This is a genomic window from Methanocalculus pumilus (assembly GCF_055382585.1).
The window spans coordinates 1,787,061-1,807,755 of record NZ_AP042393.1 but is presented as its reverse complement, the minus strand read 5'-3'; the positions used below and the strand labels follow the sequence as shown (position 1 = coordinate 1,807,755).

The 20,695-nt window shown below is 52.0% G+C and carries 23 protein-coding genes; 13 read left to right on the top strand and 10 right to left on the bottom strand.

Annotation, left to right across the window (positions count from 1 at the left end; genetic code table 11):
• Nucleotides 1–3 precede the first annotated feature (3 nt).
• From ACZ44I_RS09545 to ACZ44I_RS09520, 6 genes are all read right to left on the bottom strand, one after another.
• Nucleotides 4–981, bottom strand: a complete 978-nt coding sequence (locus ACZ44I_RS09545; RefSeq protein WP_464550462.1) for a deoxyhypusine synthase — start codon at nucleotides 979–981, stop codon at nucleotides 4–6.
• A 73-nt stretch (nucleotides 982–1,054) separates the two neighbouring features.
• Nucleotides 1,055–1,831 carry a CBS domain-containing protein gene (locus ACZ44I_RS09540; protein WP_464550464.1) on the bottom strand — a complete coding sequence of 259 codons (777 nt, stop codon included), beginning with the start codon at nucleotides 1,829–1,831 and terminating at the stop codon, nucleotides 1,055–1,057.
• The gene (locus ACZ44I_RS09535) at nucleotides 1,828–2,664 is read right to left on the bottom strand and encodes a CBS domain-containing protein (protein WP_464550466.1); all 837 of its coding nucleotides are present in this window, start codon (nucleotides 2,662–2,664) and stop codon (nucleotides 1,828–1,830) included. Before ACZ44I_RS09535 ends, ACZ44I_RS09540 begins: the two co-directional genes overlap by 4 nt.
• A gap of 6 nt (nucleotides 2,665–2,670) precedes the next feature.
• A complete protein-coding gene (locus tag ACZ44I_RS09530) occupies nucleotides 2,671–3,612 on the bottom strand; it encodes a CBS domain-containing protein (RefSeq protein ID WP_464550468.1) in 942 nt (313 codons plus the stop codon).
• Nucleotides 3,613–3,621: 9 nt separating this feature from the next.
• Nucleotides 3,622–4,380: a CBS domain-containing protein gene (locus ACZ44I_RS09525; RefSeq protein WP_464550470.1), complete on the bottom strand. Its 759-nt coding sequence runs from the start codon at nucleotides 4,378–4,380 to the stop codon at nucleotides 3,622–3,624.
• Nucleotides 4,377–4,922 (bottom strand): CBS domain-containing protein, encoded by a 546-nt coding sequence (locus tag ACZ44I_RS09520; RefSeq protein WP_464551624.1) that lies wholly within the window; start codon nucleotides 4,920–4,922, stop codon nucleotides 4,377–4,379. Before ACZ44I_RS09520 ends, ACZ44I_RS09525 begins: the two co-directional genes overlap by 4 nt.
• Nucleotides 4,923–5,163: 241 nt before the next feature.
• Here ACZ44I_RS09520 and ACZ44I_RS09515 point away from each other — a divergent pair, with 241 nt between their 5' ends.
• The 11 genes from ACZ44I_RS09515 to ACZ44I_RS09465 all read left to right on the top strand — a co-directional run bounded on the left by ACZ44I_RS09515 (nucleotide 5,164) and on the right by ACZ44I_RS09465 (nucleotide 13,804).
• Entirely contained in the window at nucleotides 5,164–5,805 is a 642-nt protein-coding gene (locus tag ACZ44I_RS09515; RefSeq protein WP_464550472.1) for an Era-like GTP-binding protein, read from the top strand.
• A 5-nt stretch (nucleotides 5,806–5,810) separates the two neighbouring features.
• Nucleotides 5,811–6,191: a DUF2073 domain-containing protein gene (locus ACZ44I_RS09510; protein ID WP_464550474.1), complete on the top strand. Its 381-nt coding sequence runs from the start codon at nucleotides 5,811–5,813 to the stop codon at nucleotides 6,189–6,191.
• A gap of 8 nt (nucleotides 6,192–6,199) precedes the next feature.
• The gene (locus tag ACZ44I_RS09505; RefSeq protein ID WP_464550476.1) at nucleotides 6,200–6,592 is read left to right on the top strand and encodes a Zn-ribbon domain-containing protein; all 393 of its coding nucleotides are present in this window, start codon (nucleotides 6,200–6,202) and stop codon (nucleotides 6,590–6,592) included.
• A gap of 229 nt (nucleotides 6,593–6,821) precedes the next feature.
• Nucleotides 6,822–7,991: a KamA family radical SAM protein gene (locus tag ACZ44I_RS09500; protein WP_464550478.1), complete on the top strand. Its 1,170-nt coding sequence runs from the start codon at nucleotides 6,822–6,824 to the stop codon at nucleotides 7,989–7,991.
• A 228-nt stretch (nucleotides 7,992–8,219) separates the two neighbouring features.
• Nucleotides 8,220–8,678 (top strand): 30S ribosomal protein S15, encoded by a 459-nt coding sequence (locus tag ACZ44I_RS09495; RefSeq protein ID WP_460372029.1) that lies wholly within the window; start codon nucleotides 8,220–8,222, stop codon nucleotides 8,676–8,678.
• 3 nt (nucleotides 8,679–8,681) lie between these two features.
• Nucleotides 8,682–9,896, top strand: a complete 1,215-nt coding sequence (locus tag ACZ44I_RS09490; RefSeq protein ID WP_464550480.1) for a DHH family phosphoesterase — start codon at nucleotides 8,682–8,684, stop codon at nucleotides 9,894–9,896.
• A complete protein-coding gene (locus tag ACZ44I_RS09485; RefSeq protein ID WP_464550482.1) occupies nucleotides 9,893–10,138 on the top strand; it encodes a KEOPS complex subunit Pcc1 in 246 nt (81 codons plus the stop codon). Before ACZ44I_RS09490 ends, ACZ44I_RS09485 begins: the two co-directional genes overlap by 4 nt.
• A gap of 29 nt (nucleotides 10,139–10,167) precedes the next feature.
• Nucleotides 10,168–10,782: a 30S ribosomal protein S3ae gene (locus ACZ44I_RS09480; RefSeq protein WP_464550484.1), complete on the top strand. Its 615-nt coding sequence runs from the start codon at nucleotides 10,168–10,170 to the stop codon at nucleotides 10,780–10,782.
• Between the two features lie 61 nt (nucleotides 10,783–10,843).
• On the top strand, nucleotides 10,844–12,079 hold the full coding sequence (locus ACZ44I_RS09475; RefSeq protein WP_464550486.1) for a 2,3-bisphosphoglycerate-independent phosphoglycerate mutase: 1,236 nt from the start codon (nucleotides 10,844–10,846) through the stop codon (nucleotides 12,077–12,079).
• Nucleotides 12,080–12,092: 13 nt separating this feature from the next.
• A complete protein-coding gene (locus ACZ44I_RS09470) occupies nucleotides 12,093–12,971 on the top strand; it encodes a polymer-forming cytoskeletal protein (protein WP_464550488.1) in 879 nt (292 codons plus the stop codon).
• Nucleotides 12,968–13,804, top strand: coding sequence for a hypothetical protein (locus ACZ44I_RS09465; RefSeq protein WP_464550490.1), 837 nt, complete (start codon nucleotides 12,968–12,970; stop codon nucleotides 13,802–13,804). Before ACZ44I_RS09470 ends, ACZ44I_RS09465 begins: the two co-directional genes overlap by 4 nt.
• Before the next feature lie 211 nt (nucleotides 13,805–14,015).
• Here ACZ44I_RS09465 and ACZ44I_RS09460 read toward each other — a convergent pair whose 3' ends face one another.
• Genes ACZ44I_RS09460 through ACZ44I_RS09450 form a run of 3 tightly spaced genes read right to left on the bottom strand, consistent with a single transcriptional unit; the run spans nucleotide 14,016 to nucleotide 17,316 of the window.
• On the bottom strand, nucleotides 14,016–16,040 hold the full coding sequence (locus ACZ44I_RS09460) for a DEAD/DEAH box helicase (protein ID WP_464550492.1): 2,025 nt from the start codon (nucleotides 16,038–16,040) through the stop codon (nucleotides 14,016–14,018).
• A gap of 6 nt (nucleotides 16,041–16,046) precedes the next feature.
• Nucleotides 16,047–16,853 (bottom strand): DUF7839 domain-containing protein, encoded by an 807-nt coding sequence (locus tag ACZ44I_RS09455; protein ID WP_300333014.1) that lies wholly within the window; start codon nucleotides 16,851–16,853, stop codon nucleotides 16,047–16,049.
• Entirely contained in the window at nucleotides 16,840–17,316 is a 477-nt protein-coding gene (locus ACZ44I_RS09450) for an ArsR family transcriptional regulator (RefSeq protein WP_464576502.1), read from the bottom strand. The genes ACZ44I_RS09455 and ACZ44I_RS09450 overlap by 14 nt, the downstream gene beginning before the upstream one ends.
• 96 nt (nucleotides 17,317–17,412) lie before the next feature.
• Between ACZ44I_RS09450 and hypF the strand changes: the two genes are divergently transcribed.
• Nucleotides 17,413–19,644 carry a carbamoyltransferase HypF gene (gene hypF, locus ACZ44I_RS09445; protein WP_464550496.1) on the top strand — a complete coding sequence of 744 codons (2,232 nt, stop codon included), beginning with the start codon at nucleotides 17,413–17,415 and terminating at the stop codon, nucleotides 19,642–19,644.
• Nucleotides 19,644–20,252 carry a hypothetical protein gene (locus ACZ44I_RS09440; RefSeq protein ID WP_464576500.1) on the top strand — a complete coding sequence of 203 codons (609 nt, stop codon included), beginning with the start codon at nucleotides 19,644–19,646 and terminating at the stop codon, nucleotides 20,250–20,252. Before hypF ends, ACZ44I_RS09440 begins: the two co-directional genes overlap by 1 nt.
• 131 nt (nucleotides 20,253–20,383) lie before the next feature.
• Here ACZ44I_RS09440 and rpl12p read toward each other — a convergent pair whose 3' ends face one another.
• A complete protein-coding gene (gene rpl12p / locus ACZ44I_RS09435; protein ID WP_255332474.1) occupies nucleotides 20,384–20,695 on the bottom strand; it encodes a 50S ribosomal protein P1 in 312 nt (103 codons plus the stop codon).

Genomic DNA, 20,695 nt, shown 5'->3' with positions numbered 1-20,695 from the left:
TGGTTATGGGTTGCCATCCTTTCTCAGCCGTACACTGCCTGAGGAGACGAGTGCTGAGGTCATGAGGGGGATGGCGATAGTTGCATCGCAGAAACACTGGACACGGGGGCAGGCGATCGCCTCTTTCCCCCAGCTTATCGCCTCTTCAAAGGTGCATCCGGAAAGTCCTCCCCAGTGGGGGGCGTCTGTGGTGAACTGAATGGCATAGGCATGGCCGCCGAGATCGCTTTCATGGATGGAAGCAATCACCTGTGTCTGCTGGATGAAGTTCTTCGGAACGCCGCCGCCAATATAGACGACTCCGGTCTTCTTTGCCTTCTCGACGATCCGGGTGATCTCATCAGTATCTGCGATCTGATCAATGTTTACGCTTGTTCCTGCTCTCCGGGCCATAACCATGCTGATCCCAATGGATGAATCTGCGAGTGCAGGGACAAAGATGGGTATGCCTTCCCTGGCACAGGTGGCGGTCAGGGATCGCCCCTCAGGCCTGGTCTCGATGAGCCATTCTCCAAGCTGTTTGATCAGCTCGCGGCTTGATCCCTGGAACGGGGCGATCGAATCGATAAAGTCAGCAACCTGCTGGTCGACACTTCTGAACTGTTCTTCATAGGCAAAGACGTCATAGATACGGTCGATCCCCTTCTCAAAGAGTGCTGCATCATCGACATGGTGATGGCCCCGATAGTGCCTGATACCAAGATGCTCGCAGATGTCATGGAAGATATTTGCGCCTGTTGAGACGATACCGTCAATGAAATGCCGCTCAGCAAGCGTAATGAGGCATTCCTGCATGCCTGCCGGGACCATCGCACCCGAGACGCCAAGAAGGATTGTGCAGTCAGAATCGGCAATCATCTCTCTCCAGATGATGTATGCTTCACCCAGTTTTCGTCCCTGAAAACCGGTTCTGCTCATCGCATCGAGGAGATCGGCGATCCGCTCGGTTGGTTTCACCGGAGTGGTGGGGGTCAGCTCCATGCCAGTTACATTGCTGCGTGAAGTATTAAATGCAGGGATGAAGGCGGAAAAAGATCAAAAAAAAAGATGATGATCAGAGTGCACTGATGATCGATCTACGGGTTACGAGGCCGATTGGCTTCTCATCATTTGTTACAAGTACAGTACTGATATTCTTCTCGGTCATCAGGTCGATGATCGCCCCGACTGGTGTTCCCATTGGAACGGATATGACAGGAGTGCTCATGATATCCTGTGCAATCAGGTTCCGAATCCGGTTATCATGATGCTTCACCTCAACCATCTCCTTGAGTTTCACAAGGGCACGGGCGAGATCGGTCTCGGTGACGATACCAAGGACGCGTCCGTTGTCATTGACAATGAACCGGGTTGCCGAGTCATCCACCATTCTCCGGTGAAGGTGGACGATCCGATCATCTGGAGAGATTCTGGGTGCGAGCTCGATGACATCCTCAAGCGGACAGTCGGGTCTCATGACCTTCAGCAGATCGCCCATTGTGACCATTCCGATCAGCTTATGTTCTGCATCCAGAACAACCACGATCTTATAGTTCTGGAGGAGGGGGATGAGAAGATCGATATCCTGGTCGGGATATGCGAAGGTAAAGTCCTCTTTAACCACATTTGCAACATGGATCTGGGTTGGAGGAATGGCTCCGGTCTTCTTGCTGCCGATCTTCTCGGCAATTGTCCGGCGTGAAGCGGTTCCGATGACCTTGCCCTGGTTGGTAACGATGATTGGATCTATCCCTTCGCTGAGCATCCTGTCAAGCGCCTCTGTGATGGGGGCTGATTTCGCAATACTGACAGGTTTTGACATGATGTCTTTGATGGTTGGTTTCGTCGTCATTGTGCTACCTCTTTCAGTATGTCATCCCTTTTTAATATGCCTTTGATCTCACCGTCTTCTTCGGCGATGATACTGTTAATATGGTGCTCTCGCATCAACGCAATCGCACTTGATATTGATTCAGCCGGATTGATGGTGATCACAGGCCTCGACATCACATCTTCTGCGATCCCGGACAACTGCCGGACATGCCGCCGGTTCTTGGGCCCTCCGGATTCTTCCTTTCTCAGGTGTACAATATCCCGCTCCGGCACACCGTTCTGGTCGAAGGAATCGAAGAATGCTATGTTTGACTCGGTGATCACCCCGGCAAGGGTTCCGTCATTGTTGATCACCAGGATCTTGTCGTTTCTCTCCCTGATGAGATCAATGACGTGATTGAGCGAATGGTACCGTGAAACGGTCAGCACATCCTCCATGATATCGCCGACTGTTGCAGTGATCCGGTCAACCTCTCCTGATGCCATGATGTCGGTTTTTGTGATGATCCCCTCGACATGCTCACCGGACATGACCGGAAGCCCGCTTACATCATGAGTAAGCATTATTCCCGCGGCTCTGGAAGCCGGAAGATCCGGCGATACCGTAATTGGATCCTTACGCATCATCACCTCAACAGGAATCCTGTCGATCGGCCTTCTCCTCCAGATGGGGTCATGCTGCCGGAACCCATATGCAATATCCTTCTTGGTTATGATTCCGGCAAGTCTCTCCTCATCCATCACAAGGAGCCGGGAGATCTTATGTCTTAGCATCAGGTTGCGTGCATATGCGATGTTCTCCTGCGTATTGACAACATAGACCGGGGCTGACATTATCTCTTGTACAATCATGGTGCATCACCTTGATGCGAGTGTTCTGACAAGGTCAAATTCTGTGATCATCCCAATAAGCCGTGCATCTTCTGTGACGGGGAATGCTCCGATGCGCTTCTGTACCATCTCCCGTGCAATGTCATTGATACTCTTGTCAGGCGTCGTTGTCTGGAGAGATCCCGTCATGATCGATCGGATCGGTAGTGCTGTAGCCTCACTCACATCTCCTGACTGGATCGTCCTGAAGACCTCGCCGGAGCCGACATACTTCATAATGTCGGTAGCCGTGACGATCCCAAAGAGGACATCACCCGAGACGACCGGGAGTCTTCTGAAATGGTATTTATTCATCTGCCGGGCAACATCGGCAATCGAGCAGTCGGGGTTGGTTACCCGCGGTGATTCTGACATTACATCCTCGACCGAGAGGAGGCTCTGGCCCATGAAGAGGGCTTTTAAAAGGTCATGCTCGGTCACCATTCCGACAACTTTCGTCTCATCATCGATGATCGGTGCACCGCCATGTCTTTTATTGACGATCAGGTCGATTGCATCGTCGATATCATCACTCTCACGGAGTGTCATCACCTGTTCGGTCATGATCGTCCTGAGGCTTTCATTAATTGCAGAGAGAAAATTACCCTTATGCTTGGTTTTTACCAGGTTGTAGCGGTCTCCTCCTCCCATGAAGTCGACAATATCCGATACCGTGATGATGCCCCTGAGCTGACCGCTCCCGGCATCGGTGATCGGCAACCTGCGGAATCCCTCACGTGTCATCGTTGCAACACCATCGCAGATGCTCATCGTCGGAGGAACACTGACAACGTTTGCAGTAGAAATGGCCATGATCCCGCCCTTCCTGTCTGCCGGGCGCGATTTGAATTCTATCGGCCCCCGATTCAACTTTCCCTGCATCATTAGGTGGCGTTCACCTTTGTTCTGGCCTGTTGTATTCTCATGCATGGTGATCCCTTACGTTTTTTGTACAAGTTTCTTCAGGACATCATGGCGATCCAGAATGCCGACGACAGTCCCGTCTTCGACCACAGGAATGCGGCTGATGTCATGGGTGACAAGGATGCTGGCAGCTTCGGAGACTGTGGCGTCAGGGCTCGTTGTAAATACCGGTGTTGTCATGACACGGGATATGGATGTTTTTGTACTGTTTCCAAGTGATCGCCTGATACTGCCGTTTTCAATGAGGTCGCGGCGTGATATGATGCCAATCAGTTTCTGATTGGTTACAACCGGGAGGGATGCGTATCCACTCTCGACGATCCTTGAGTATACTTTCTGGATGCTCCAGTCCGCTTCCGAGCAGATCACATTCTTTGTCATTGCATCGCAAACGTTTCCGGTGATCTCATGGCGTGATACCAGAACCGGAAAGAGGTCCCTGAACAGAATTGCTCCGATGAATACACTATTCTCTTTCAGGACAGGAACACTGTCTGTACCTGCTTTCAGAATAGTCGATCCGACCATCTCAAGGGAGGTATCCATGGTAACAGATGGTGCTTCACGGATAAATCCCGAGATGGTCACGTTCGATCGGGTATCGGTTACCTTCAGGACATCGGTGATATCGATCATACCGGTGAGATGTCCCTTCTCATCGGTGACATAAATCTCACGATACACATCATCACGTAAGATCTGACGTGCATGGGTGACGTAATCATCTTTATGGAGGGAATGCACCTCTATCAGCAGATCGCCTGAGACTTTCATTGGATAGACTCCTCATCACGGCATACCGGGCAGATGTTCTGGTTATCAAGATACATGAGATCGTCAGACATGCTTCCACACCTGTCGCAGACTCCGGCATGGTAGTCGTTCATGCGGTTTATGACGATCAGATCGTTCATAATCTCGTTGATCTCATTTGCTACGCTGAGAATATCCCGTACAGTAAGGATTCCGATGACTTTCTTCTCTGTATTCACGACCGGTAACCGTCGGACACGGTTAATGACCATCATTCGTGCAGCATCGGCAATAGCTGCATCTGAATCGATCGTGATCAGCGGGGTGCTCATCACTTCCTTTACATATACCTCGCCAGGTTTTCTGTCCTTTGCCATAACCTTGCAGTTAAAATCCTCCTCAGTAACAATGCCAATCGGCAGATTGTTCTGTAGCACGATACAGCTCCCGACCTCATCACGGCACATTGCTCGTGCAGCCTCTGCAGTTGTTGCATTGGCATCGATTGTGGTCGGATTGAGTTTCATCACCTCCCGTACAGGGACGCGGGTTTCGAAGTCCATGTTGTCATTTTGTCTCACTTTCGTTTCACCTCCTTTTCTGCTCTCTTCGCTGATGACACATCTACTATGCAACGCCCATATTAAAAGATTCGTAAACCAGACGCCTTGAGATGGTTCTGGTCTGCAGAGTCCCCTCACCAGAACTTTTTTTGGCAATAGGAGGGTAGTATTAATAAGAATTGGGAGAAGAGTACAAGTACCATGGCAGACCAGAAAACTGCCAGTGTTCAGGGGTTGACAGATGAGTATGTTTACTCGGGCTAAAAAAAGATTGAGTAATTTTTTTCAGAATATTTTTCGCAGGAAACGTTCCAGAATAGGCATTTATGGCCCCCCAAATGCAGGGAAAACCACATTGGCGAACCGGATCGTCCGTGACTGTTCGGGTGATGCGATTGGTCCTGTTTCTGAGATTCCGCATGAAACACGCCGGGCACGGCGACGGGAAGATGTGGTGATCACAGGAGCAAACGGAAATACCCTCTTATTGGATATTGTCGATACTCCGGGTGTGACAACCAAGATCGATTATCATGAGTTTCTGGAATACGGCCTTGAGCAGGACGAAGCAATCTCACGTGCACGTGAGGCAACCGAGGGTGTTGCAGAGGCAATGCACTGGCTCAGGGAGGATATCCATGGAGTCATCTATGTGATGGACAGCACACTGGATCCTTTCATGCAGGTGAATATCATGATGGTCGGGATTATCGAGAGCCGGGATCTCCCGGTTGTGATCGTCGCAAATAAGACAGACCTCCCCGATGCAGCACCATCGCGTATCAAGAGTGCATTCCCCCAGCACCCGGTCATCTCATTATCGGGACTTGAAGGGACAAATATGGAAGAGCTCTATGATATGATGACCGAACACTTCAGGTGATCTCAATGATACAGGGAGTACAAATCGAACTCATCTCAGCAGACCGGCTTACAAATCTTACAACAATGGAGAAGATCAGGACGATCCTCGATTCGGTCATGCTCGGCAACATTGTTGTCCTTGAGCATGGTCTGACTCCGGATGAACAGAGTATGCTGGTTGAGGTGACTATGAGAGAGATCCGGCCCGGTGGCTTTTCAGGGATTGAGATGGAGACCTATCCCGGTAAAGAGGCCGAATCCGGTGGCATATTTGGGCGACTCTTCAAAGGGAAGAAACCCCGGCAGGGAAGAATGACCGTGATCGGCCCTGCGGGTCAGTTGAAGATGCTGAAGATTGAGCGGGATCGGCTTGTTGCATGGGCCTCGCTCACTTCGGGAGGATAATCAGTATCATGCCTCACAAATGTACCCAGTGTGGCCGCGAGTTTCGGGATGGCTCAACCGAGATCCTGAGGGGGTGTCCAAGCTGTGGCGGAAAGAAATTCTTCTACGTCAGCGAGAAGGTGAGGCATAAGGACGTCCTTGAAGAGAAGAGTATCACTGAGATCGCAGAAGAGACGAACGAACCGATCCTTGAAGTTAAAACCCCTGAAAAACCTCATGCAGATATGTACGATCGGGTCGAGAGTGTCCGGATCGTTGGTCCTGGGAGTTATGAGTTAAATATTGAGAAACTTGCCAGAAGTGATGAGCGGGTTATTGGTGTCGGAAAGGATGGCAGCTATGTCGTTGATCTCATCTCGATGTCAAAGGCAAAAGGCAAAAAGCCGAAGACGAAGAAATAATCTCATCAATAATCGCCCAATTTCCTTTTTAAAGCTTTATTTTCGCATTATTTCCACTTCCCTAACAATATTTAAATAGTATGATGAGCCATAGGTAACTGGATTTCTAACAATAGTGGCCACCTGACTGCACCATGCATTCTCTTTGTATGCTTGTTCCGGGGTGTGTCGTTTCTATCGATTGTATCATACACTGGTACAGAAAGATACCCGTCACGGAGGTGATTCTATGACAACACGCTATATCACATCGGTCTCTCAGATTCCAAGGCTTTCGGCTGAGGAGAAGAAAGATATCGGGAAAGTTGAAAACTGGTTCTCTTTCAAGGCAAGTGAATATTACTTGAACCTCATCGACTGGTCTGATCCATATGATCCGATCAGAAGGCTGATCATTCCGGATCCTGGTGAGATTGAGGCTGAAGATGGCGATCTTGATCCTTCAGGCGAATCGAAATACACGGCAGTACCTGGTCTTCAGCATAAGTATGCACGTACCGGCCTCCTGCTCGTCTCAGACAGGTGTGCTGGCCTCTGCCGGTACTGCTTCAGAAAACGCCTCTTTGTTGAGGGGGCAGATGAGATCTCTCCTGATGTGACAGCCGGGATTGACTACATCAGGAAACATCCCGAGGTGACAAACGTCCTCCTCACCGGTGGCGATCCCCTGATGCTCCCGACAAAGAAACTCCGCGAGATTATCGCAGAGATAAGAACGATTGATCATGTTCACATCATCCGGATCGGGAGCAAGATGCCTGCATACAATCCGATGCGCATCTCAGAGGATGCCGAACTACTTGATCTCCTGAAGGAATACAGCCTGCCTGAGAAGCGTATCTACCTGATGAGCCAGTTTACCCACCCGCGAGAGATCACGCCGGAGGCCGAAAAGGCAATTTCAGCTCTGATTGATGCGGGTGTCATGATCCTGAACCAGACACCGATTCTACGCGGAATAAATGATTCTGGTGATCTGCTGGCCGAACTCTTCAGGAAACTCTCCTTCATCGGGGTATCTCCCTACTATATCTTCCAGTGCCGCCCGACATATGGAAATCATATCTATTCTGTCCCGATCGAGGAGAGCTACCGGATATTTGAGGAGGCCAGATCACAGGTCTCCGGCATTGCCAAGCGTGCACGGTTTGTGATGTCGCATGCCACCGGGAAGATCGAAATTTCTGCCTGCACGAAGGATTACGTGGTCTTGAAGTATCATCAGGCAGCAGATCCAGAAGAGATGGGCAAGGTTGTCGTCTGCCGGAGAAACCCCTCGGCATACTGGTTTGATGATTATGTATCGATCGTCGACGAATGCCCCCTCTCCTCAATGGATGACCCCCACAATGATCTGGTGATCGGCGCACCCCCGGAAGCCGATGCCCTCTCGGAGTGAAGGTTCCCCCCTTCCCTCCGATACTCTTAAAGTCTTACCTGTTCTATTAATATACCGCACAGTATGTGCTGGCTGAGGTAAGTCCGACGTGCTCGATGGCACTGCCCGTTATGGGGGCTTGGGATTACGACGAGTCAGTTTAGGCTCTTTTCGTGACTTACAGTGAATGGCAACTGCCGGACACTCCTGCACTCCCTTGCAGGCAGCTAAACAAAAAATGAGGTATACATGGCACGAATGCATGCACGACGGAGAGGATCGTCGGGTTCTGTCCGTCCTTATAGAACGGATATTCCGGAATGGTCCAACACCGATCTCGCTGAGATCGAGAAGCTGATTGTTGGAATGAAGAAGGATGGCCTTTCTTCCTCTGTCATCGGTATGACGCTCAGGGACAAGTACGGTGTCCCCGATATCAAGCTGGTGACCGGTAAACGTATCGGCACAATCCTGAAGGAGAACGATCTCGTCTCCGAGATCCCAGAAGATCTTCGGAACCTGATGCAGAAGGCTCTTGGAATGCGGAAGCATCTCTCTGAAAATAAGAAGGATATCCACAACAAGCGCCAGCTCCAGCTGACCGAGTCAAAAGTCAGAAGACTGGTCAGGTACTATACAAAGTCAGGAAAGCTCCCGAAAGGGTGGACATACAAACCGGAGACCGCAGAGATTCTCCTTTCACGATAAATTATGCCTCTTTCGCCGTCAACTGAATTGCTTGCACAACACCTGAAGTCATCAGGCTTTGTGGAGATCTATGCCCATCACGATGTCGATGGGGTAGCAGCGGCATCAATTCTTTGTACGGCGTTAACAAGAATTCACGTTCCATTTCATCTTCATATTCGTTCAACAATCAAGAGAGAGATGATCCCAGACGACACACCGGTTCTCCTCTGCGACTTTGGGTCATCAATTCCCGATCTCCCTGAATCAGTAATGGTTATCGACCACCATGTCCCGTCATTTTCGGGTGAGTTCCATGTCAACCCGAGGTTATCGGGCATCGATGGAGATCTTGAACTCTCGGCATCGGGAGCTGCATATTATGTCGCACGGGAGCTTGGTGAGAACCGCGACCTCGCGGGGCTTGCAATCCTTGGAGCAATCGGGGACAGGCAGGAGTTTCTGGGTCAAAACCGTGAGATCCTGAATGAAGGGATTGGCAACGGGGTGATCTCGACCAGGCCGGGCTTCATGCCTGCCGGCCGGACTCTCTATGATCGCCTCTTCCTGGCAACAGATCCATATCTTCCGGGGATATCCGGCAATGAGACTGTGTGCAGGGAGATGGCGGCGCTCGTCCATCCGGATCGACCTGCAGAAGAAGATTCATTCTTCCTCTCGCGGCTCGTACTCGGTGTCGATGAAACCGCATCTGCGATTGCGCTTCAGAGGCTTGTATCTGACAGCTATCAGCTTGAGCGTGAGGTGATCCCCTGGGCTCCTGCGATGTCAGCTGTTATCGATGCCTGCGGAAAATCCGGACGTGGCGGTCTTGCCGTATCCATATGTATGGGGGATCCTGCCGGACTGGAGGAAGCATGGGATATCTTCTCGGAATTCCGGCAGAGGATTCTTCAGGGAATTGGCTCAGCCGAAGAGATCGATGAGGGGTGGTACCGGGTGAATGACCAGACAGTCTCGTCCGATGTTGCCGATCTCCTCTCAACCGATCTCACACGGTCATCCCCGGTCTTTGTGATCACAGGAGATGATGAACTTTGCTCTGTCTCTGCCAGAACGCCTCCTGGTCTTCACCTGGATCTTGATACCATTGTCAAAACCGCTGCTGCCGCTGTAGGCGGAAGTGGCGGCGGGCACATGAAAAGGGCAGGGGCAACAATTCCTGCCGGAACAGATACACTCTTCCGGCAGGCGGTTATGGAGGCGATTTCGGCATGAAGATCGAGAGTGGCCGGATCCGGTCATACCATGCTTCGCCCGATTGTGTTGCAGGGAGTCTCTCTCCTGACAATACGGACACTATGGAGATGCATATATCTCAGGACTATGTTGAGATGGTGATTCGCGACATGCCGTTGCGTTCGGCAATCGCAACTATTGACGATTATCTGATGAATCTCTCGATTGCAGATTCACTCTGTTCTGAGAGAATGAAAAAGATGGAACAAGAACAGGCATAAATCGTAGATTATGGTAATTTGGTGATACGATGGCAAAAAAGAAGCAGGTTGGACGCAGGGTCGAAGGCTGGAAGGCGAAGAGCTGGTACAAAGTCTATACCCCTGAGGTCTTTGGTAAAGTGTTTATCGGGGATATTGTCTCGGCAGATCCCGCAAACATGGTTGGTCGCGTTATGCAGGTCTCACTCGGTGAGATTGCACAGGACTACTCCAAACAGTACATTAAGATGCAGTTTCGGATTAACAATGTCGCAGGCGATGCAGCCTATACCGAGTTCATCGGTCATGAGGTAACCCGTGATTATATCCGTTCAAATGTAAAGCGGCGGACATCACGGATCGACTCGACCGTGACCCTGAAAGTGCAGGGTGGCCGAGAAATTCAGGTGACACTCACCTGTTTCACACTGAACCGGGCAAAACTCTCGCATATCCATGCAATCAGGGCAAAGATGGTTGAGGTTGTTACCCGCCTTGCTTCTGAGATGGATTACGATACCTTCTCAAAGGCAGCGGTTACTGGCGATATCTCGCGCGAGATCTTTAAGGAATCACGGACGATCTTCCCGATTCGCAGAATCGATGTGATCAAATCCGAAGCGGTAAGGACGGCAGCTGAGAAGGCTGCGGCCATTGCCGCATAATTTTTTTTTCGCTCCACAAAGGGGCATCCTCATAACATATTGAGGTGTATCTCTATGCAGAATGACTGCGCAGAAGATACTTCTCCTGGTACTTGACGGTATTGCCGATCGGCCGTGTGATGCACTGGATGGGAAGACGCCTCTTCAGGCGGCGGCAACACCTGTTTTAGACCGCCTTGCAAAGGAGAGCGTCTGCGGAATCATGGATACCATTGCTCCCGGTATCCGGCCGGGATCAGATACCGCACACCTGAGCCTTCTTGGATATCCTCCAAAGCGTTACTATACGGGAAGGGGCCCTCTTGAAGCTGAAGGATGTGGAATAAAAATGGAAGCCGGGATGATCGGGTTCCGTGGCAATTTCGGAACCCTTGATTCGAACGGAACGATCATCGACAGGAGAGCCGGGCGGATCTCTTCAACTGAACCTCTCTGTGCTGCGATCCGGGATGGTGTCGATCTCTCATCGTTTGGTGTGGAATTCTTCTTTGAACCCGGTGCAGGGCACCGTGCGGCTCTGGCATTCCGTGGTGAGGGGCTTGGTGCAAGTGTAACTTCCAATGATCCAAAACACGAACAGCTCCCCCCGCTTCCAATCCGACCGATGACGGATGCCGGATCTGATCTCCGCACCGCCGAGGTGGCAAATGAGTTCCTCCGCCAGTCACAGGAGATCCTCTTCGATCACCCTCTGAATAAGCAGAGGATAGCCGAGGGGCTTCTTCCGGCAAATGTTGTTCTGATCCGCGGTGCCGGGGTGATGGGGCGGTTTGAGCCGTTCTCCGAGAAATGGAGGATGACCGGGAGTGTTATCTCGGCGGCTGCCCTCATATCGGGAATCGGATCGGTAGTTGGCCTTGAGCCGGTACCTGTGCCTGGGATCACCGGATCGGCTGATTCCGATCTCAAGGCAAAAATTGCATATACAGAGAAAGAGCTTGAGAGAAAGGATTTTGTGCTGTTGAATATCAAGGGCGCAGATGAGTTTGGACATGATGGAAAGCCTCTTTTGAAACGTGATTTCATCGGGGTGATCGATTCTGCACTGGCACCACTCCTTGAACGAAACGATATCATTATTGCAGTCTGTAGTGATCATACGACACCCTGTTCGGTGATGGATCATGCGGGCGATCCGGTGCCGATCATTATCCATGGTCCCGGAGTACGGGTGGATTCAGTTTCTTTATTTGATGAGATCTCCGCTGCAACAGGTGGGCTTGGCAGGATCCGTGGCGGAGATCTTATGCCGATACTGGTTGATCTGATCAATAGATCTGAAAAGTATGGAGCATGAGGTGCAGGTTGGTATGGAGGAGAATGCAGTCCCGGCTCAGAATGGTTCCGTCGCTGACGAGATTCAACTGGAACGGCTGACGTTAAAGGGATGTGTCATCCCTGATAATACCGAGCTGCAGGAACGTATACTCAAGGCACCGGGTGATGTGATCGTTGGCGATCATTCACGAATCGACTATGGGATATCAGGGTATGATGTCTTCATAGCAGAGTCCTGTACCCTGAATGGTGATGTAATCGCAGAGGGTGATCTCAGGATCGGCAACTTCTGTGAAATTGCCGGCAACCTCGTCTGCGATGCAGATGCCTTCATCGGCGAGGGTGTTACGATCCGGGGCAAACTCTCTGTGATGGGGAATCTCGATATCGGTGATAACGTCATGATCGAGAAGGGATTTGATGCTCGTGGCGATATCGAGGTCAGAAATCCGATGCCGGTGATCCTCTATATCCTCCTTTATGTCCTGACGATGCTCAGGCTCGAACATGAGGAAGAGATCGACAGGTTCATTGAGGAGATCTGTGAAGATGATGCTCATCCACTTATGCTTCCCTCAAAAACCCACCTTGATGAATCCCGGCTCCAGGTGCAGACCTCAATTATGATCGGCTCAGGATGCAGGCTCCATGGGCAGATCAGGGGAGAGAAGGCAACGGTTGGATCGAATACCACCCTCTTTGGAAGTATACGGGCAACAGATTCCATTGCGATCTCTTCTGGTGCAGAAATACACGGGAATGTGGAGGCCGAACATGACGTTGTCATTGAAGAGTCTGTTCGGATCCTTGGAAATGTGGAAGGGCAGCGGGTGACGATGGACGAAAATGCAACCGTTGAGGGTGTCATCAAATCAATCGGCGGACTGACGATACAGAGGAAGAAGAGATGAAAGCTGAAGAAATTTTTGAGGTTGAAAACCTCGCATTTGTTGAGCCTTCTTTTGGGGATCTTTCAGGGACAGAGTATCTTTCCGATCTCCTTGCCCTCCCCGCCAGAGACGATTGTGCCAGGCTTCTTATTGATACCGAGGATGAACCACTGGCGTTCGCCCTCTCAAAAGACGGTGTAACCTGGTGGGCATCAACCTGCCTGTACCGGCAGATGACGGGCGATGAGATCGAACGATTTGAGCAGGTTGGGGGTGATCTCTACCAGACAGAGCGGCATCTCTGGGAAAAGGCTGTTCGGAGGTCATTTGCCGAAGAGATCGGTGCTGTAGTTGATCCTGCATTTGAGGATGTCCCCCCGGACAGGACAGTAAAACTTGAATCCCTGATCCACGAGGTCTGGGGTACAACCGGATCAGGTCCATGCATCGACTGCTGTTGTGGTTCGGGGATCGGATCAGCCATTGTATCAAAGATGGGGATGGATCCGCTTGCCTATGATAATGATGAGGCGCTCATCGCCCGGGGGCTGATTGCAGGAAGGCTGGATCCGGAAGGAACCCTCTGTATTGATGGCAGGACTGCCGATGTCTTCCTGCCTCCGGCAGAAAGGGGGCTTGGGATTATGCTCGGTGAGATTCACTCATTTGGAACAGATCTCTGGGAAGAGCTTGTTATGGTGCTCTTTGATCTCTGTGAGGAGGCGCTGATCACTGTTGGGACCGAACGGGAGTCGGGGCTGATCAGGGAGTGGGGTGCATCGGTGGACCGGAAGATCGAGGTCTTTGAGAATGACCGTGACCCGATCTATGACCGGTGGGTCTGTGTGGGATGAGGATTCTCACTCTTCTCCACAAGAAGAATCCATCCTTTTATCACTGTTTCAGAAAACATAAATACCTCTCTTCCAAATTCAGGATATGCACAGAATGGTGAAGGGTTTACATCAGTATTCCCTGATTGTTTTATAGTTTCTAGCCAGAAGTGACGGAAAAGAGTACGTGGTCTGTAGCGGTATCTTCAGGACGGAGTGAGAGGGGATGTTTTTACCTCCCCTTCTGTTCGTCCTCATCGGTCCTGCACTCGAGATCCGCAAGGATCATCAGGGGATCATCCTCTTCCCGGACAAGGCTGCGTATCCGCTTCAGCCGTTCGACTCCGATGAAGTGTTCTGCCATCACCCTACCGAACGGCGAGAGCTCGATCACACCGCCTTTTCGATGGATCAGCCTGTACTTCTCCATCTCGGGGATGGCATCCTCGAGTGTTCCGACCATCCGCTCGTTCATGGACTCAAGATCCTGCTCGATTCCGCGGGCAACAACGGCATTAGCCGCATACTCTTCACTGCTCTCCTCCATCCCGTAGACGGGCGCGACCTCCTCCATCACGCCCCTGAGAAGGTTGATCGCCACCTCTTCCTCGGTCGCCTTCGACTCACGTGAATATGAGCCGCCGGGCTCAGCCAGGATCACGACACGCCCCGCATCATGGAAGTCGGGCCGACCGGCTCTTCCGATCATCTGGTGGAACTCCTGCACAGTCAGCCACTCAATCCCCATTGCCAGGGCATCAAAGATCACCTGTGATGCGGGGAAGTCAACACCCGCTGCAAGGGCGGCCGTTGTGACGACTGCGGCAAGTTTTCCTTTTGTGAACCTGGACTCGATATCTCTTCGTTCCTGTGCCGTGAGTCCGGCATGGTATGGGGCTGCACGGGGACCGATTGCATCTGCGATCTGGTGGCAGCGGGATCGTGCGTTTGTGAAGACGATCGTCTGCCCTTTGAATCCTTTGGAAGAGGTCTTCCCAAACTCTTCGAAGATCAGCCGCTTGATCGTTGGGATCTTCGCATCCCGTTCAATGAAGAGGAGATGGCGATCAAGTGAGACCGGCCGCTCTGCATAGGTGACCAGATTCGCATTCAGTTTCTTTGCGAGGAGATGGGGTGCACCGATTGTTGCCGAGAGATAGATGAACTGCGTCTTTGGGGCGATATGCTTCAGGCGGGCGATCATCCCGTCGAGCCGGTGGCCACGCTCCGGATCTTCGAGCATCTGCACCTCATCGATCACCACAGTCCCGATATTCCGAAGCTGCCGCCCTCTTCTGAGGATATTGTCGACCCCTTCATATGTCCCGATGATGATATCCGATCCCGCATCCCGCCGTGCAGGGGATCGTGTTTCGGGGAGGTTCAGCCGGGAGACGCCAGTTGAGATGGAGACGCTTGCCAGGTTCTTGTAGGTCGCGGAGAACCGCTCATACTTCTGGTTTGCCAATGCAACCAGCGGCACCAGGAAGAGGAGGCGTCCCCGTCCTTCAAGAAGGTTCTTGAGACCTGCCATCTCTCCGATAAATGTCTTCCCACTGGCTGTTGCTGCAACGACAAGCAGGTGTTTCCCATAGAGGAGGCCTGACTCCACCGCAAGCTGCTGAGCGGGCATCAGGGTGGTAATAGAGACTGCATCCACAAACTCGCGGGGGAGTGGGAGCTCTTCAAGCCGTTGTGTATCTGAAACCGGATGCGCATCGACCCTGTCAAAGAGGGTCTTCTTCATATCGAGGCTCTCCGGCTGGATTATCGCAAGGACTGCCTCGAGATCCCGGTGCTCCATCAGGAGATCTTCAATATGCGCACGGGTCTTCTTCCCAAGCTTTCTGAGATGAGACAGTTCGCGTGAGAGTTCTTTCTTTGCACAATCCGGGCAGATCAGCTCACGGCCGCATCGGATTTTTGTCTCTTTGGAGAGCTGGGTGATCTGATCTTCCAGGAGGCAGATTCTGCATATATCGACAAAGGAATATGGTATCTGCAGGTTTTCCAGAAAATCTTCAAAAGCAGCATCATGCTGGGTCAGGTATACGTCACCCTGGCGGAGAGCGACAAGGAGATCCTTTGTGGGTGTCTTTCTCAGATGGGATGCACCCGGCTTTCGAACCATAAACTCATCGGGCCGTATCCCCCGTGTCGTTCTCGCGAGGGATACGGTGCCGACATGGCGGATTCTCCGGTCATCAAAGAAGAGGATCCGATAGGCTTTCTTCCAGGGGAGGATGATCGCGCTCATAGGTGCTTACTGCACCGCCAGATCGTGGATGGTATAGGAGAGTCCTGCGGTTTCAAGACGTTTGATAAAGTCGGTGAACTCAGAATCAACAACGATGATTGCACAGTTCATACCGTGAAATGCTGCTTCGATGACACCTTCACGTGCGCCATAGAACATATCTGACCTGATGCCTGACCGTTTCAGTGCCATATATGCCTCAACCCCGACTGCACCGACGATCTCTGCCTTCTGCACAATTTTGAAGAGCCGGTCCCGTTCAACGACACGGGACCCGCCCCGTTCGATCCGGGGAACCTTGCAGACGAAGACCGATCCTTCGGTATGCTCGATGATCCCGCTCAACCGTGCAACCCCTACATCAGTTCCCTTCTCAGCATCATCGATGGCAATGCCTGTTGCTGACTGGGTCTCCTTTCCTGCATACAGCCATCCCCCTTTCATGAAGACGCCGACAGAATCGCCTTTCTTCAGGTCCTCTCCGGCAATTGCAGCCCATATGGCTACCTGCTGTATGATATCCCGCCTGATATGGCGTGCATAGCTCTCGAGCTGCTCCGCACTTGAGAGCACCCACTCAATTCCCTTCCGGGTGACACTGTACCGGCCGCGTCCTTCTGCGGTGATCAGCTCGTCATCTGCGAGATCGCGGATGTACTCGGAGATTGCCTGCGGGGTCACCCCGAGCTTCTCGGCGATCTCCTGCTGGCGTATTGATGGCTGGTGCTCGGCTACTTCGACGAGAACCTGAAACCTGGTCGTCTCCCTTTTACTTCTGAGAAGATTTCCAAGGGGATCTTTACTTTTCTCCATCAAGGAGTATCAACCCCTGTCCCCGGACATCAAAATGTGGCAGACGCTTTGCTATGCCCTTGACATAGATAGGTTTTACACCAACTTTCCGCGCGATCTCGCCGATGGAGGTGTTGCCTGAATCAACTTCAGCCTTTATGTTATCGGATAGTTCCCTGAGTGTCTCGTCGTTAGATGTGGATATATAGAGCATCGAGACGAGATCCTCCATTGTACACTGGAAATTTGCCCTGAACTTCTGATAATTTACCCGGTATTCCTTCTCGGGTTTCTTTCCCGGAACTGTTCTCCACTGCTCGTCTATAAGGTTTCCTTTCTTCAGCATCTTCAGGCAATGATTGATACATTCACCTTCATACTGCTGATTCAGTTCCTCTTCAGTAACCCATGCCTTCGAGAGCAATTCATAAATCATTTTATACCCTGAGTTGTTAAACGTAACAAGCAGAGGTACTAGCTCCACCGGGTCGCTTACAATTTTCGTCTTAGGATGATCCGTCACTGCAAAAACCCTATGTACTATATTGCTCTGTAATTCTATAACCTTTGTTGATAATCCATGCGGAGATCCGGCACAATCATCGTCCGTGGGATCGTACAGGGTGTGGGGTTCCGTCCCTTTGTCTATGCAACTGCGGAGTCGCTTTCCATCCGTGGCTCGGTCACCAATCTAGGCAGCGAAGTCCTTATTCACGCTGAAGGAGATCGTTTTGACGAGTTCCTTGATGCGGTCCGGAGAGGGCCGCGCCTTGCAGCCATAGATGAGGTGATCGTCTCACCCCTTTCAGGTTCAATCCCCGACCGTTTCATAATCCTTGATAGCAAAGCAGGCACTCTCTCCGGCCTGATCCCCCCCGATGTTGCCATCTGTGAGGCCTGTATCCATGATATTAATCAGGTGGATGGTCGTTATTTCAACTACTGGGCAACATCCTGCGTGGATTGTGGCCCGCGGTACAGTATCATCCGCGCGCTCCCCTATGATCGGGAGAGAACAACAATGGATCACTTCCCTCTCTGCCCTTCATGCGAGGAGGAGTACTGGAACCCGCGATCCAGGCGCCACCATGCCCAGACGATCGCCTGTGCTGCCTGCGGCCCCGCGCTCACCCTGATGGATCCGGACGGCCGGAGCATGCCGGTTGCAGACCCGATCAAAAAGGCAGCAGAACTTCTTGATATGGGAAAGATCCTCGCAATACGCGGGATCGGGGGTTTCCATATTGCATGTATCGAATCTTCAGCAGAACGGCTGAAAACCTTCCTCGGAAGGACCGGGCAGCCGTTTGCAGTGATGGCAAAAGCCGATACCATCGAGCAGGTTGCTATGTTGCATGATGAGGAGAGAAAACAGCTCACAAGTCCCGCACGCCCTATTGTCATCCTTGAAAAACGCGATCACACATCCCACCCGACGATATCAAACCTGCACACCCTCGGGATGATGCTCCCCTATACCGGTCTTCACCATCTTCTCTTCAGTCACCTTACGTCACCGATGCTTGTGATGACAAGTGCGAATGTTCCCGGCAACCCGATGATAACCGAGATCGATCTGGTGATGTCACGTCTTCGGGGTGTGGTGGACTACTTCCTCACCCATGATCGCGAGATCCAGAACCGTTGTGATGATTCGGTTGTCCGTGATGGCCTGATCATCCGCCTCTCCCGGGGTATTGCACCGAAGAGGACCCGGATTGATCTTGGAAAAACACCCATCCTCGCTGTCGGGCCGGAACTGAATGCCAATGCCACCATCTACAATAATGGCTTCTGCATCACCTCCCCTCATATCGGAAATATCAGGAACCCCTCAACCGTCCGCTACCTTGAGGAGACGGTGGAGCGGCTCAGGGGCTTAACCGGAACCACTCCTGAGATCATCGCCTGTGATCTTCATCCACAGTTCCTCTCGACACGATATGCAAGAGACCTTGCAGAAGAGCTTGGTGCAGCACTGGTCCCGGTCCAGCACCATCGTGCACATATTGCCGCTGCGACCCGTGAGCGGTGTGTCGGTATCGCCATTGACGGTGTCGGGTACGGGGATGACGGCACGGTCTGGGGCGGCGAGATCTTTGTCGGGCAGGCGCCTGATTATGCACGGGCAGGACACCTTGAGCAGGTCCTGATGCCGGGCGGGGATGCCGCTACCACAAACCCCGAACGGATGCTCTATGGCATCCTCCCCAATCCTGAGGTCCTGGATCTCCTTGCCGGGCGGGGATGGAATGATATCGCCTGTTCGGCACTTGCACATCAGGTTGAAAGAAGGTTCAACACCATACCCACAACGAGCACCGGGAGGGTACTTGATGCCGCATCCGCCCTCCTTGGCATCTGTTCCAAACGAACCTATGATGGCGAGCCCGCGATGCGTCTTGAGGCAGTGGCTGCGTCGGGAAGAGCTGCTGAGTGGGAGCTTCTCATCTCTGAAGAGAACGGCCGTCAGGTGCTTTCGACTTCCCGCCTGATGGAAGAGGCATGTCTGCGGTATCTTCCCCTGAAAGAGGAGAGCCACGAGATACAGAGGCGTGCTGTTGCAGATATCGCCGCATCCTTCCAGTTCAATCTCGCCCGTGGTATTGCCCGGATAGCAGCGTCTGTAGCCGAAGAGCACGGTATCGGAAAGGCTTCCCTCTCAGGAGGCGTCTGCTACAACCACATGATCAGATCCACCATCTGTGACGAGCTCGGGAGAGCCGGAATCGAGCCGGTCATCAACACAGAATACCCCCTTGGTGATGGCTGCATCTCATATGGACAGGCGATCATCGCCGGAAGCAGGTGATGAAGATGGAGGCACAGGAGTTTGAGTATCCTGAACGGGAATTTGGATTTCCGCCTGAGGATCCGGATGAGATCGCCCGTGTTGAACTGAAGATCTCAAACGTTATCCAGCTCTTCAATACCCTTGATCCCTCGCCTTTCTATGAAAAGGAACTGGATCCTGATGCTGAAGAGTATATCTATGCCTCTTTTGAAGAGATTCCCTTCGATCAGAAGGCCCGGATAACCGTGTACCTGCCGCTCCCCCTTATCTCTCATGAGGTGACAGAGAATATCAGAATGGCAGTTGCCAACCACTTCCTCTATCTCGGATCACTGGCAGGGCACGCCTTCTCGGTCCAATGGAGGCGTGAGAGGCTGAATCTGGCAATCGGGATCGTCTTCCTCTTCTTCTGCCTGACAATCAGCCAGCATGCATCAGATATCTTCGACCAGGGATCGCTTGCTGGGCTGATCGCCGAGTCCCTGATCATCATCGGGTGGGTTGCCCTCTGGAAACCGGTCCAGTTCTTCCTCTATGATCTCTGGCCTATCCGGAAGCGGAGACGGCTTTGTGAAAAGATAGCGGCATCAGATCTTGAGGTAAAACCAAATCCTTCCCACCTCTGATGGTGTATTCTTCAAACGAAAATTGAGCGGTCCTGCAACAGTAGTGTTCGCACTCCGGCTTATATGCACCACAATCAAAACCAGTTCCTGCCTTCTTCAGTGGCGGGATTGTCTGGGTAAAAAAAAGAAATTTAGCCGAAGAGGGCTCCAAGACCGGCCATGCCGGACTCTTCTTCCTCTTCCTTCTTTGACTCTTCTTCCTCAGGCGCCTCTTCAGCAGCGGCTGCTGCTACAGGTGCTGCGGCAGCTGCGACTGCAACGGGTGCTGCAGCGGCCTTGCTGATGGCATCTTCGATGTCAACGCCGTCAAGGGCGGCAATGAGCGCCTTTACACGGGATTCGTCTGTAGCGATACCTGCGGCAGAGAGAACTGCCTTGACGGATTCTTCTTCAACTGCCTTGCCAGCAGAGTGCAGTAAGAGAGCAGCGTATATGTACTCCAT